Annotated in this window: 16 protein-coding genes; all 16 read right to left on the minus strand. The window is 59.5% G+C overall.

What is annotated here, in order from left to right; genetic code table 11:
• Position 1: 1 nt before the first annotated feature.
• The 16 genes from M8312_RS06800 to M8312_RS06870 all read right to left on the minus strand — a co-directional run bounded on the left by M8312_RS06800 (position 2) and on the right by M8312_RS06870 (position 12989).
• The gene (locus tag M8312_RS06800; protein WP_250119614.1) at positions 2–2137 is read right to left on the minus strand and encodes a phage tail protein; all 2136 of its coding nucleotides are present in this window, start codon (positions 2135–2137) and stop codon (positions 2–4) included.
• Positions 2138–2533 (minus strand): NlpC/P60 family protein, encoded by a 396-nt coding sequence (locus tag M8312_RS14510; RefSeq protein ID WP_502957444.1) that lies wholly within the window; start codon positions 2531–2533, stop codon positions 2138–2140.
• Positions 2530–3330 (minus strand): phage/gene transfer agent baseplate hub protein, encoded by an 801-nt coding sequence (locus tag M8312_RS06805; RefSeq protein ID WP_250119615.1) that lies wholly within the window; start codon positions 3328–3330, stop codon positions 2530–2532. The genes M8312_RS14510 and M8312_RS06805 overlap by 4 nt, the downstream gene beginning before the upstream one ends.
• Positions 3327–5639 carry a DUF2460 domain-containing protein gene (locus tag M8312_RS06810; RefSeq protein WP_250119616.1) on the minus strand — a complete coding sequence of 771 codons (2313 nt, stop codon included), beginning with the start codon at positions 5637–5639 and terminating at the stop codon, positions 3327–3329. Before M8312_RS06810 ends, M8312_RS06805 begins: the two co-directional genes overlap by 4 nt.
• A complete protein-coding gene (locus M8312_RS06815; RefSeq protein ID WP_250119617.1) occupies positions 5636–6010 on the minus strand; it encodes a hypothetical protein in 375 nt (124 codons plus the stop codon). The genes M8312_RS06810 and M8312_RS06815 overlap by 4 nt, the downstream gene beginning before the upstream one ends.
• Positions 6010–6204 (minus strand): phage tail assembly chaperone, encoded by a 195-nt coding sequence (locus M8312_RS06820; protein WP_250119618.1) that lies wholly within the window; start codon positions 6202–6204, stop codon positions 6010–6012. The genes M8312_RS06815 and M8312_RS06820 overlap by 1 nt, the downstream gene beginning before the upstream one ends.
• Entirely contained in the window at positions 6201–6485 is a 285-nt protein-coding gene (locus M8312_RS06825; RefSeq protein WP_250119619.1) for a GTA-gp10 family protein, read from the minus strand. Before M8312_RS06825 ends, M8312_RS06820 begins: the two co-directional genes overlap by 4 nt.
• Positions 6486–6511: 26 nt before the next feature.
• Complete coding sequence (locus M8312_RS06830) at positions 6512–6919, minus strand: phage tail tube protein (protein ID WP_250119620.1); 408 nt, start codon at positions 6917–6919, stop codon at positions 6512–6514.
• A gap of 11 nt (positions 6920–6930) precedes the next feature.
• Complete coding sequence (locus M8312_RS06835) at positions 6931–7308, minus strand: DUF3168 domain-containing protein (protein ID WP_250119621.1); 378 nt, start codon at positions 7306–7308, stop codon at positions 6931–6933.
• Positions 7305–7508 (minus strand): hypothetical protein, encoded by a 204-nt coding sequence (locus tag M8312_RS06840; protein WP_250119622.1) that lies wholly within the window; start codon positions 7506–7508, stop codon positions 7305–7307. The genes M8312_RS06835 and M8312_RS06840 overlap by 4 nt, the downstream gene beginning before the upstream one ends.
• Positions 7505–7834, minus strand: a complete 330-nt coding sequence (locus M8312_RS06845) for a phage head completion protein (protein WP_250119623.1) — start codon at positions 7832–7834, stop codon at positions 7505–7507. Before M8312_RS06845 ends, M8312_RS06840 begins: the two co-directional genes overlap by 4 nt.
• Positions 7831–8343 (minus strand): head-tail connector protein, encoded by a 513-nt coding sequence (locus M8312_RS06850; protein ID WP_250119624.1) that lies wholly within the window; start codon positions 8341–8343, stop codon positions 7831–7833. The genes M8312_RS06845 and M8312_RS06850 overlap by 4 nt, the downstream gene beginning before the upstream one ends.
• Complete coding sequence (locus M8312_RS06855; RefSeq protein WP_250119625.1) at positions 8340–8612, minus strand: phage fiber-tail adaptor protein; 273 nt, start codon at positions 8610–8612, stop codon at positions 8340–8342. The genes M8312_RS06850 and M8312_RS06855 overlap by 4 nt, the downstream gene beginning before the upstream one ends.
• Before the next feature lie 202 nt (positions 8613–8814).
• Entirely contained in the window at positions 8815–9483 is a 669-nt protein-coding gene (locus M8312_RS06860) for a hypothetical protein (RefSeq protein ID WP_250119626.1), read from the minus strand.
• Between the two features lie 56 nt (positions 9484–9539).
• Positions 9540–11543, minus strand: a complete 2004-nt coding sequence (locus M8312_RS06865; RefSeq protein ID WP_250119627.1) for a hypothetical protein — start codon at positions 11541–11543, stop codon at positions 9540–9542.
• A gap of 327 nt (positions 11544–11870) precedes the next feature.
• Positions 11871–12989 (minus strand): phage major capsid protein, encoded by a 1119-nt coding sequence (locus tag M8312_RS06870; RefSeq protein WP_250119721.1) that lies wholly within the window; start codon positions 12987–12989, stop codon positions 11871–11873.
• Between the last annotated feature and the right edge of the window lie 2 nt (positions 12990–12991).

A 12991-nucleotide genomic window follows, 5' to 3' on the forward strand; every position in this document is an offset into this window, starting at 1 on the left:
TCTATATCCTGACTTGAATATAAGAGGCTCTCGAGGGCATAGCGCTTCCTAGTTGCGAGACCTCGACACGAGTATCTCCACGACCAAGCGTGTCTACTTGGAAGCGACTTATGATGCACTTTGCATCGCCGGTGAGCACTTCGAGGTGCCCTGCGCTACCGGTTACCGTTACCACATAGCGTTCTTGTTCTTCGGCGAGAGGGGCATCGACACGATCGAACCAGTGATACCCGCATCGACTGCGACGCACCCACGTCACCAGAAGCGACCCGTCCGGCCGTTGACGCGCAGACAAATGTGCTGGTGAAGGCGGACGAAGCGCCTCAGCCTGGTAGAAGAGCTCGGTTTCGCTAGCGCCGAGTTGGTCACCCAAGCCTCGGCCTTCGGCCCTGATGACCGATCCAATACTTACCATCGGAAGTTCAATCCGTCGCTGATTGCCAGTGTTTAAAGGAAAGAACAGCTCGCCTTCAGAATGCGCGCTGATGGCATATTCTGTACCGTAGCGGCCGCGCAGAAGACTTCCCAACTTGAAGACTCTATTGCTCAACGGCTGCACGTCCGAGAATTGAATGATCTCGTCGCCAAGAAGCGCCAAGTTGGCGCCGTTCAGGATATCCTCAAGGGAACAGTTTTCGAGCCAGCCATCATCGCAAAGCTCTACGACGACGGAGTTCTTTCGATCGACAAGCTCGGCGGAGCCAATTCCCAGGACCGTTCTCGAGAGTCCAGCAACTGCCGGACTTTCGATAAGGATGTTATCACTTCCACGATCCGTGGTTGTGAGCGTCACTGGCATCCGGCGCCAGGGCTCCGCTCCTCCACGGGCGCCAACTACCAGACTTGGAATCACGGGCGCCGCATCGAACGCAGGGAGATCGAGGAGGAAAACCTCACTCGGGGATGATCGGCCATCCAAGCTCGAAAGACTGCGGCCATGATTGGCGAGAAGACTCGGCCCAACTTCATGATTTCGGCGGCACTCAGCGACCACGGACAATTCTTCGATAACGACCTGGTCAACGACCATCTCTCCGACCTCCGGTACGTCGAGACGATCGCCGGGTCGTAAAGCGACATATCTTTGTGGGAGCCGAACTGTTCGGCGCTCTCGCTGCGCCCACTTCCGAACCAGAACCGCTTGCGCGAGCGTCTTGGCGTCTCCGGCCGTAAGAAGTGCCGGCAACTCAATGCGAGACTCTAAACCGCTATCTGGCCAGGCAACTTTCTGCTCACTAGCCTGCAGGTCTTGCTCAATGTCGAAGTATCCCAGCCGCACTTGGCTGGGCAGCTTCGCCGAGGCAATCCGACGCACATCTGCTGTCCCGACGTGATCACTGCTTGTGCAGCCCATTTCGTGTGCTTCGATTTGAAAGGTTCGGCCATTCGGTCCCCGACGGCGATCGGTCCCAATTCCCTCCAAGTCATAGACTTCCGCTAGGGACTTCAACGCTTCGCCAACGCTGTCGCCAAAGGCAGCGAAACCCTTAGGGGAGCCATGCCTGGGATCGACTGGCACAATTTCACCAGAAAGCTCACTGACGATCTCAGAAACGGTAAAGTGTTCATCGTCCGCTTGAACTTCGAAGGTGAGGAACGGGACTCGGTTACCGAAGTCGGCCAGTTGAAATTCTTCGAAGACCGCAACGGCTAAACCCCGGAATGCTGGTGCGGCATCCTCTCCTTCAATAGAGGAAATCAAGGGGTCAGCCGATTGGTCTTCGTCACCAGTATAAAAGCGGAACTTGGTCGGAATCTTGAAGTCGCCTTCGACGCCGCGGATGAGCTTGCCATCAGCCCAGATGCGCCCGACTTGCCGCGCCGTTCTGGACGAAAGTGCAACAGCGAAATGCGCCCAATAACCCGTCGCACCGGCTCCAAGCTTACCGCTCGTCGCCTGTGCCTGAGACTGCAGGTCAGTGGCCCAAATTATCGACCCGCCGACCCTCACAGTACCGAAGATCTTCGGTATCGCTCGTCCGTAAGTGGCGGTTTGAACCGTCAGATCTTCTTTGTTTCTGGATCGACCGCGGCCGAAAAGACTTTCGTCGATTGACCGACCCAACATGGCGCCTGCCAAAGCGCCAAATTCCCCGCCGACAGCACTGCCAAGGCCGCTGAGTAGAAGCGTTGCCATCTATTTTCTCCGCTTGCGCCTGCGGTAGACGCGGGCGATCGGCCATTCTGTGGGCCAGGGACGACAAACCGTTCGGCCAAGGACGGCATCGGCATGAATCAGCCCTCCTTCGCTAGCGACGCCAAGGTGAAGCTTGTTCGGACCGCAGCGAAAAACGAGTACATCCCCAGTTTGAGACGCCTTCGGTGAGACTCTGCGGAAGTGCTTCGCGAAGCCGACGTCGACCAAGTGAAGATCGTGCCGTTGACGACCGTAGCAGCGTGACACTGTGTCGTGTGGCAATTCAAAAGCACAGAGCACCAGTCCGACGCAGTCCAGGGCTATGCCGGGATCGCGTCCCTGAAGCCGAAAAGGTGTGCCGATCAGGGCTTTGGCGCGTCTTGTGGCATCGCTCATGCGCCTGGATAGCGCATCAGGAAGTCCGCGCCGGGGACATGAGGCTCACCCCGAAAATTCAGCATATTCCTGAACCGTGTACGGCAAGTGTCAGGGCGCTTGTCGCATCCTTGCAAGAGTTGCACCCCGGTGCCCACGCTCAGCTTTGACGAGAGATCGTCGCGAACCCTGACACTGCGGTCTGCAGTATCCACAATTGTCTGCGTCAGCCCGCAAAGAGAACCTCCGAGAAAACGTAAACTGCCGAACTGGAAATCACTGCCGGTAGCGCTGTCTAGATCAAGCCACGATCCACGCGTTCCCGTAATCGACGCCCTTAGTCTGAGCGGCGCCAGATCAACGCGGCACTGCTTGTCGCCGAGCGAGGCTCGGCATTCCGGGGAGGTCGCTGGGCAGACTGCTTGTTGGAGCAGGGGTGCGGCACCTGCAACCTCCACAGTGAAATTGCCGTCATGCAATTCCACCTCGTCAAACTGGCCCACGGAAAGCTCCGCGTTCTGCTCAGGCGACTCCCAGTCTGCAGCGCGGAGCGTCACCCGGGCATGATCCCATCTGCCAAGTTTAAGGTCTTCGTCCCTCAAGAAACCCGTGTTCAGCGCACTGCTGAATTCAGTCGTGGGATGGTTGGAGTCGCCCTGCTGGAGGGCATTAGGCAGAAACCCCGCAGCAGGCCGGAAGGTCTCCAAACCCATGGTCACATCTTGATTATGACTGGTAATCGCAAATCCGGTGCCGTCGGATCTCTCAAGCATACAGCACACGCAAATCGTTGTCAGGTTACCCTCGAAGGTGGTCACGACACCTCCTCACGAATTTCGACGAGCGGGACACTTGGTGCTTCCCCGGCAAGGAAGGTCGCGCGAGTGATCTCAATCTGGTCGGTTGCGAACCTCACCGGAACATCAAACAGGAAGCCTGCCGTTATTCTGGTGCCCGCCTCTGGCGGTTGTTCAAAGACGATTGATCCGAGACTTTCGGTCTTCCAGTTGAGTTGTTGTTCGACTCCGTTCAACGCGATCTTGACGCTGGCTGGTACCGGTCGGGTGATCCTCCTGACCTCTCCACCCGCATAGCTCTTCGAGAGCAGGAAGGTCGTTGTTTCACCGTCGCCAACACCGATCAGCTCATCAAGCATCGTTGGCTCGTGATTCATCTTTCGCGAGCTGAAGTCGTAGGGATCACGAAAGCGAAAGGCTTGGGCACTGCCTCTTCTGGCGCGAAAAAAGGTGATGAGTTCGTTGAGCTCTTCGTCCCCCCGAACGCCTGGCCCGGCATCAAAGCGAAGTCTGGCCTGGCTCCAGTTCGCATTTCGAAATTCGTGACCACTGGCGCTGGTCAGAACAGTCGTGGAGAAACCAGGAATAACGCTCGCTTCGGCGCCAATCTCTATCGGAAAGAGAACGTCCGCAAAGGCGTCCATGCATTCTTCTCCGTCGTCAAAGATCGTCACCCGATCGCGTAAAATCTGGGGAAGTGCCCAGACCATCACTTCGGCAGCGCCACTCTCGAGCGCGCGCTGAGCACCACTTGTTATGCGCTGCCAATCCCGCTTCATCGTCCCCTCAGCCGCGAAACCAACGAAGTGGTGTTGCTTGCTTTTCGGATATCCCAGTCGGCCATCGACGAAGGTTCCTGCTGCTTGCGACCTCGTGGTCATATCCGCGGTCAACCATTCATAATCCTCCAGCTGAAGGATATCGAACGCTGGAAAAGACCAACCTGCGGGAAGGTTGGCCCGATGCCACTCCGGGCGATCAGGCGCGAAGATTGTTGGTGTGTAGACGAGCAACAACAACTGAGCGTCGGCTCGGAACCTTCGCACAGCCGCGGTAATCTTGGCGGTTGCTGTCGAGAGCAACCGCCCAACCTGATCTAAAAAATCGAGTTGGAGATTGCCCTCAGCCGCGCGGACGTCGTCGATCCGCACAACCTGAGTGCCCAAAGCTGCCTGAGTTGCCTCGTCATACAGGCACGGCCGGTTGTCTGTGGTGACCCACCACCATGCCTCCCCGATCTGGATACGCGGTGTAAGGCCCGCATTGTCCGCAATCTCGGCGAGTGCCACTGCGGTCCGAGAAAGATATTCAACCGCCTCCTCGTTCGCTGGAGAGATGAGCGACGATGGCGGATCATACGCGGTAAGCGCCTCCTCGTCATCAAACGTCCGCTGCTTCCAGTGCTGCGGACAAGCGCTGGCGGTGATCTCGAATGATAAGGAAAATATGACATCGAATCCGGCGTTTCGCGCGGCGTTGGCGAACGCCGAGTGCCAAGCGACTGCCGCCGAATTTAAAGGCTTACCGGGATCGACCAGGCCGCTTCCGGTGAGCCGCTGGTGGTGGCTCATCCCGATGTAATGGTTGATTAATTTGCGATAGCCGAGCCGCTCAACAGACTCGATCACTCGTTCAGGAACAAGATTGTAGAGATCGTCGTAACCTGTGCACATCCGCAGTGCGTGTTCCGGTACCATGGCGTCGTTGACGCGCAGGACGCTTCCGGAGCCCTCGCACGCCAGCTCCGTGATTTCCAGAACCGCCTCACGAACCCGATCAAAGGACGAGTGATCGCCATCGGCATACTCCTCGGGAACGAGGCTGAAGAACATTCGGTCTATAGCCTGAGCCTCGACAGGATCAGCGCCAGTATCGAGATTAAACCCACCGCGCAGATCGTCGAAATTCAGCTGAATGACCGCGTCCGCAGGAGTCCCCGACGCGTAATTCCAAAGCCGGACATACCAGGTCCGTGGAGCTCCAGTTCTGTCCCTGCCCTCGATGGTGAGCGTCGCGCCATTGACGCCGTCCAGGCCGGGAAGCCCCTGCGATTTCCAGCGGAATTTCAGCCTGCAGCGACGATAGTCACGATTGAGCTCCCGCTGGTTGACCGGGTGCGCACGGTGATCATCGCTTTCGTAGATCAATCCAACCAGATCATTGCGGCGGACAAATTCCGCAGTAACCCTGAGACTATTGGTCTGGGGCCCCAGCACGGCGCTCGCGATCGCACCTCTGGGGAAGTCCACTGTGAAGTGGCGCGGGTCGAACCGCTTTACGAAACCTGTGGTGAGTGGAGCGTCGGCGCGTGTGAACCAGTGCCGTATCATTGCGCACTCATGATGGCTTTACGCAGCGAGCGAGCAATCTGCTTGCTGGATTGGCGCAATGCTCGGACCTCCTCGCCTGCGGGCGCCGAAAGATTCAAGGTGACATGAACAGAGTTGGAACTCGCCACCCCCTCAATGCCGCGCGCACGGTCCGGCGCCAGCGCCGCCATCCCACCGGCGCCTCCACCAAGGCCGCCGTTAGTACCGACCACAGCCTTGCTCAGCGCGGCTTCGATAGCTCGGCTTGGTTGGAGGACACTGCTAGTCAGTGGCGTCGCCAGCTCTCCGCGCATCGCATCAACGTCTCGCGAGAAAGCGGCCGTATCTGCGCGAACTCTTATGACAAGCTGCTCAATATGGTCTTGCATCATCAGTTCCTAGAGTCGGGAAAGCGCGCGGTAAGTGCCTGCAAGTCGCTCTTCGAGACGCCGACGTCACTCATTGGGCTGAAGGGCAACGACTGCGCGAGTTCAGCAGGAGTGGAGTTCCAGAACTCGCTGGGCGACCATCCAAGAACATGAGCGGCGAGCCGCCAACATCGCTGGGCACTCTCGGCGAACGTCAATCCGCCGCGCCTTGCAATATCTGGGAAAAAATCGTCCGCAGCATCGGCGTCACCTTGCTGAGACCCATCACAACCATCGAACGGCCGATGGCGTCGCGACTGATCTCCGGCTGACGATCGGTCGAAAGATGGTCGAACAGGGTAGCAATTTCGGCCAGCTTGAGCTCGGATTTGCCCGCACGGTCGATCAGGTTGATCAAGGACCCAAGCTCTTCCTCTGCTGCCACAAGGGCGGAAAAAGTCGAGCGAATAAGCACATCGTGACCAGCGACACGTATCATGCACTCACCGCGCAATGCGTTCGCAATCACGCGCTGATTACCGGGCCAGAACTCTCAAGGGAGATGCTGTAGTTTCGCTCCCCATTGAAGTCGCCGGCGTACTCAAGCTTGGTGATCAGAAACTGCGCCGCCATCCGCTCTCCGCCTTCGAAGGTCAGAAGGTACGGGGCCAGGCGACCGTCGAGTGCCAGACCCTTCATAGCGACCTCAGCCTCGCTGCCAGTGAAAATGCCAGTCGCCGTCACGGACATCGATCGGACTCCGGCGCCTGACAATAATTCCCGCCAGCCGTCGCTGCCCTTGTTGGTAATCGCAACGGGATCGCCATTGATTGCAGCCTGGGTTGTCTTGAGACCCGCAACCGTCGTGTAACTGACCGGGTCGCCGCCTGACCCAAGCTTCAACAAGAATGCACTTCCTCGTTCAGCAGGCATGGGAGATCCTTTCAGGGTTGCGCGAGCAGGCGCGCGCGAAAATCGATAGCCGTGGCCCACGGGCCGGCGACATCACGAAGGGTGCGCCGGCGCAGGAAGCGCCAGCTTGCGATGGTCCACCCGTCTACGAGCAACTCAGTGTCGAGTGTCTTCTCCACCACGTTAGCGACGCGCTGCAGACGCGCTGGTTGGTCGTCCCACAAAGTCAGCGCCACTGCGACCTCGCGGCCCACGAAGTCCTTGGCGCTCCAATCCTGCTCGGCACCACAGTCCGCGACGAGGTACGGATACGCGGCCCTTGCAGGCGGCCCATCATAGACACCGGTAAGGTCGGATACGCCTTGCAAACGAGCAACAAGCGCAGTCTGAAGAGAGTAGCCGGCGCTCATTGAGGAGCGCTCACGCTTCGCAGTTCGGCGTTCATCAGCCAGTCCCGCAGCAACTCAGTTCCGGTTACCACGATATCTTCGCCTTCCTCGGTGACCCGAGCATTCCCAAGTTCACGTCGAAAGGCCGCCAAAATCTGCACTCGACGAGCCCGCACTGCCTCATCAACTTTCTGCATCACGCCAGTCTCGAGCTCTTTCATGCGCGGATTTCCTCACAGCGAAGTTCGATACGTTCTGGTTGACGCGGATCCTCGTAGACTTGCCTGATCATGAAGAAGCGGCCGCGCCATCTCACCCGCTGTTGAACAGCAACGGCCAGGCTCCTCCTCACCAGAAAACGCATTCGCGGCATTCCGCTGAAAGCCATCCCCTCGGCCTCGGCGCCCGCACCCTCAGGGACGACGCACGACCTGCAGCTGAAAACTGGGATCCAAGTGCTACTGGTCAGGCCACTTTCGGTTCGATCCTCATTGAGGGCTTCGATCTGGATCTGTTGCGTCAGGGTGCCCGCAAACTCATCCATCATGCCAGCACCAGACGCCGATACGGACGCCAGAGTGCGGTAACGATGGCGGGCGGTTCACCGCCGGCCGTACCGTCTCGATGACTGTAGAGGTGGGCAGTCAATCTGATCACGCCCTGGCGAATAGGCTCGGGCACGTCATTCTCGTCGCCGGCCAAGCCGGCAAGTCCTGCCACCGTGCAAAGAAGGCTGGCTGGAACTCTCACCCAACCTGCTCCAGCTGGATCGACGTCCATGCTGAATTGCTCGCTCGCGAGCAGCTGATCGCCAGCGTGGACGGATGTGATCGCTTTGATTGGCCGCACTTCCAGTCTCTGCCACAGACCGTCACCGCGGATCACCTCGGCAAATGGCCTGGCAATCACGACCTGGTTCAGGAACCTTTCGCAGTAGGCACTTGCAGTTCTCACCATGCCGGCAAGCAGTGCCTCCTCGTCTCCCGTCTCCACCCGAACAAAGCCCTGCACTTCCGCTAGAGAGACAATTGGCAGGACGTCCGCAGAGCCGATCATCGAACCTCGACCCGCAGGACCAAAGACCGGCTATCTTCGCGGCCAGCGCTGGTGGTTACATGGTTGCTGACGCGGTAAACCTTGCCCGCGATCCCACCCCTTAGCTTCACCTGACTGATCCGATCGTCGAAGCTCGAGCTTGCAACCTCGAGGTCGGTCCGAGACGTCGACCACTCGCTTGCGACCAGCGTGTCGCCATCCAGATATTGGCGTCCCCAATCGATGGCGTAGTCTAGGACCGCCGATGGATCTTTCAGCATCAGTGACATGGGTCTTCTCCTACTGGCGCGCTCATCGAGATTCGGGAGCAGGTTTGGGATCGGCCAATGCTGTCACGATCCGAGGTGTCGGTGTTTTCGCCGTCGAGGAAGCCCCCTGCGACTGGCCCAAGGTGGCTCCCGCCACCGCAAAAGCGGCGATGCTCATCGATTGCTGCCTTCCGCTTGAAGTGTAGGGCGCATTGGCCGGCGATCAGGCACCGGCCCAACTCAGGACGCCGTCTCGGTCAGTCGTGCTCAAGAGACCCTCGCGCACGAACAGACGCTTGAACCTGACCGCTGCGCAGGGACCCGGGCCCGTCGCGCTACCGATGCAAAGCGCGTTCATTGCCCCGCCGGAACTCGTCCAGGTAATCGGCGTATCGCGGTTGAGGGCGATCGAACTTTTCGGACCGTTCCAGACGCCCGTAACAACGACTTCACGGTTTAGGCCAGGCACAACTTCTGGCGAGTAATTGCTGAAGAGCCTGATCGAGCCGGCTCTGGTGCCCTGGAGGATCTGACCAGAACCGCTGCTTCCGATCAGCCGGTCGTCAGTCGCGCCGAAGCTGAGAATTTCGAAGCAAGCCACCATAGTGATTGGCTCGGCGATCATTGGCCAATTGCCGAAGCCTGGCATGTTGAACAGGCCATAGTTGGTCCCGCTGGTTGCGACGCCATGTGGCTGGACCACCACTGAGGAAATGATATTCCGAAGGTGGTTGCCGTTGGGGCTCAAGTCTCTGCACCAGCGCGCGTCACCGCCGATCGCGACCGCGCTACCAGACCCGTCCGAATTTGCGGCAAGCGTGCTAAGATCGGTGAAGTCGTAGTAGCCGCCTTTCTGCCGCGCTGAAAATAACGTGGCGACGCCACCGAACACGGCCGGCCCTGAAGTGCTGCCACGGCGCCTTGCAGAGGCAATCAGCGCGCAACTCGTCACGCGAGGTCGCCGGTCAAGGTCCAGACGTCGCCATCGACCTTTGTAAGCAACGCCACTGCGAACTGACCTGCTGTCTTGGTGACGTTGCCACGGCAGTTGATGGTGACGCCGTTACCTGGAGTCGGAATAACATCTCCAACTCCCCCCTGCTCAATCGTGAGCGTCGTTCCGATGGGGAAGTTAACGTCTTGGCTCGATGGAATCGTCAGCGTAGCGGCTGAAGATGTCAGGAACCGCAGGTAAGAATCTCGGTCCTGCATTGCCGCGGTGTAGGCGGTGACAGTCCTGACATTCAGTGGGGCGTGGCCCTGCAAAGCACCGCGTTCGATGACCACATTTCCGCCCTCGCCGATGCTGACAGCGTTCTTGACGGCTCCGAAGGTATCCGTGGTGGCGAGGTACATACGCGTACCGTAGCCAGCGCTCGACAACACGTAGATGCCCGCGCCTGCCTCTGCACCATCGCCTTGCGCGGTGCCGAAGGTGATTGCAGGCCCCTGCCCGTCCGCGACGGAGTGTGACAGGTGAACGCTCCCCTGCTTCGAGCCGAGCGCAGCGGGGTCCCACTTTCGATTGACGGCGCTGATCTGAAGCGGATCGCCTCCGACCAGATTGGTTGCCGTGCCCGGCCGCCAAGTAGAGAGACCCGGGACAACCAGTCCGCCGCGTGACTCATTGCGCAACCAAAGACCCGAGCTGCTTCCGTCGAATCCCACTTCGTCCAGTAGCCCGCCGAGGAAGACAGATGGAGCGGTTGCTTGACACGGAGCCTGACTACCCTCCGCATAGCAGCCTACGAAGACGTTCCTGGCGTTAAGGTTTGAAGGATTGGTCTGATAAGGCGACGCGCTCGACCAGGTCAGGCCTGCTGACCATCGCTTCGGCGCCGGTCCGCGATACTCGCGCCAGGCTTCCGTCCCGTTGCTGATACTTCCAGGCTGCTCGGTCGAGGCCTGCGCTTCGCGGCCCGCGACCACATAATAATAGCGGGTTGGATTGCTGCCATACTGGCAGGCGCCGACAGGTCCGTTACTGCCCGTAGGGTCCAGGTAGCCGCAGTCTCGGACGTGCGCCTGGATGTGCGTGTTACCGAGGAAACTGTAGTCCTTGATCCCCGATCCGCCACATGAAATGGCGGAGCAGCTGATGGTCGTACCAGCGTTCGCATCGGTGCCGCCGATCAAGTACCCACAGCCGCGCTGATATTGCGACTGGCAGCGCTCGAGGAAGAAGCTGTTGCAGTTGCCCACGGCCGAGTTCGCCGAGAAGCCATCACCTCCGAAAAACGCGACAGAGACGTCAGTGCAGGAGCCCCAGTCGCAGGCGACCTCCACGCCATTGCCAGTAATGCTGTCGCCAGCCGCGTAACTGGTCACCGTCCCAGTGGCGTCAACGTTCACGCCGCCGCCCCAGATCTGCAGCCCTTCCAGTGACGACGCACTATTGTCGGCGCCACTGGTCAGGCGCACCCCGGACTTGTTCTTGCCGAAACGGAGGAGGCTCGAAATGCCGGATGGTTGCCCGCTGTGCTCGCCAACGACCCGCAGGCCCTTGGTGTCGAACCGGTCGGACAGGTAGTATCGACCCGCCGGAATGAGCATGGTCCGGTTGCCTGCGAACGGCCCCTGTTTGCGCGCCAGGATAGCATCCCGGCAGGCAGTGAAAGCACCCAGGTCGTCGGTCACGAAGTCGGCGGCCGCGCCAAACCAACGAACGTTGACCGATGCTTCGACCTTCCGCACCCAGGCTCCCGCCGAGCCCGTTGTGTTCGCTGAAGGCGCAACACTGAAGCCCTGCCGCGGATCACTCGTGACAAGGGCACGCAAGTCGCTGCCGTCAAAGATGAAATGCCCCTCGCGACCGCTCTCGCGAAGGTAGACCAGGTCACCGTGATTGGGCGTTCCACCACTCACGGCGGCAAGTGCCGACCTCGTGATTACGCTGACCATTGCACCAGATGCTGTTGCCTGCTGCTGTGCGAACCACTCGGCGGCGGTCACCAAGCTGACAGTCTTCTGCCCGCTGCTGAAATCGGTGAGCGTTCCACCAAGCGCCTGACGAGCAATCGACCCATTCGCTTGAAGCGTTCCGCGACCGACCTCTCTTTCCTGGGGTTTGTCGACGCCTTGGACACAGTAATAGAATTGGTCTCCGGCGCTCAGGCTCTCGGAGAAGCTGGAGAAGCCCTGCACGGCGGTGCCGGGCACAATGGGCCCAGTGCCTTGCGTAGTCGTGGTGGTTCGCACCAGGTCGATGAACCTGGGCGTGAAGGCCGCCGGCATGGCTTCCCCTTTTTAGATGATTTGGTTGGTCAGGCTCGGTGCCGATCAGGCGAACTTGAGGAGCTTGATCGCCTCGCTGTTCACGACCTGACCTCCAACTCGCTTGGTTGCGTAGAAGTAGACGTACGGCTTCTTGGTGTAGGGATCACGCAGGATGCTCGTTTCACCCCGTTCAGCGATGATGTAACCCGCCTTGAAATTACCGAACGCGACCGACAGACTGTTGGCCGACACGTCCGGCATGTCCTCAGCCTCGATCACAGGATAACCCAGGAGCGTCGAAGGCTGGCCGGCGGTGAGGCCCGGCTGCCAGATGAAAGCGCCATCGGCGGTCTTGAACTTGCGAATGGTTGCCGCCGTCGCGCTGTTCATGACGAACACGGCACCTTGCCGGTAGGGCTGCCGCAGGCTCTGGATCAGATCGACAAGCTTGTCCGCAGGATTGGCGGCCGGGAAACCACCGGCGACTCCCGTCGAAATGGTCTGCAGCGTTCCCATCGGGCGGGCCGCGTCGGCAGTCGCCGCGTTCGGCGAATTCAGGAAGCCAAGCGGCTGGTTGACACCGGTCCCCTTGATGAAGGCTGCGCCCTCGGCCCGTGCGAATTCCACCGCGATCTCGTTGGACAGCCACGCTTCCACATCGAACATGGCGTCATCCAGCATATGCTGTGAAGCTGCGGGATTGGCATACAAATCTCCGCTGGCCGGTACGACTTCCGTGAAAGTCGGGGTGGCAGTCTCCGCGCGGCTAGCCTCGAAGCCTACCCATCCCGAAGGAGCGCCACCCGTCGTGATGAGCTTGCGGTAGTTCGAGCTGCCAACCTTGACGACGTTGGCGATCGCCCGGATCGGGGAAAGCGCAACGAGCGTTCGATCAATCTGCTCGTCGATGTCGCGCGGGATTGCATAACCTCCTGCTCCGCCGGACGAATTATCGGCGGACTTGGCTTCAAGATCAGTGTCGATCCCGCGCCGCAGAAACCGGTCCACGAATGCGAAGTTCTCGACCGACTTGACGCCATCCAGTGGTGGCCGCTGGCTCGCGATCTGAGTTTCCGCCAGTCGGCTCTTCAGCAAGTTCAGTTCCTCCTTGAGCGAAATCGCATTCTCCTCGTAATCCATGCTTTCGAACGACTGTTCGAGTGCATCCGCTTTCACTTCCATAA

The sequence above is a fragment of the Sphingomonas sp. KRR8 genome, assembly GCF_023559245.1.
In the GTDB taxonomy this organism is placed as follows: Bacteria; Pseudomonadota; Alphaproteobacteria; order Sphingomonadales; family Sphingomonadaceae; genus Sphingomicrobium.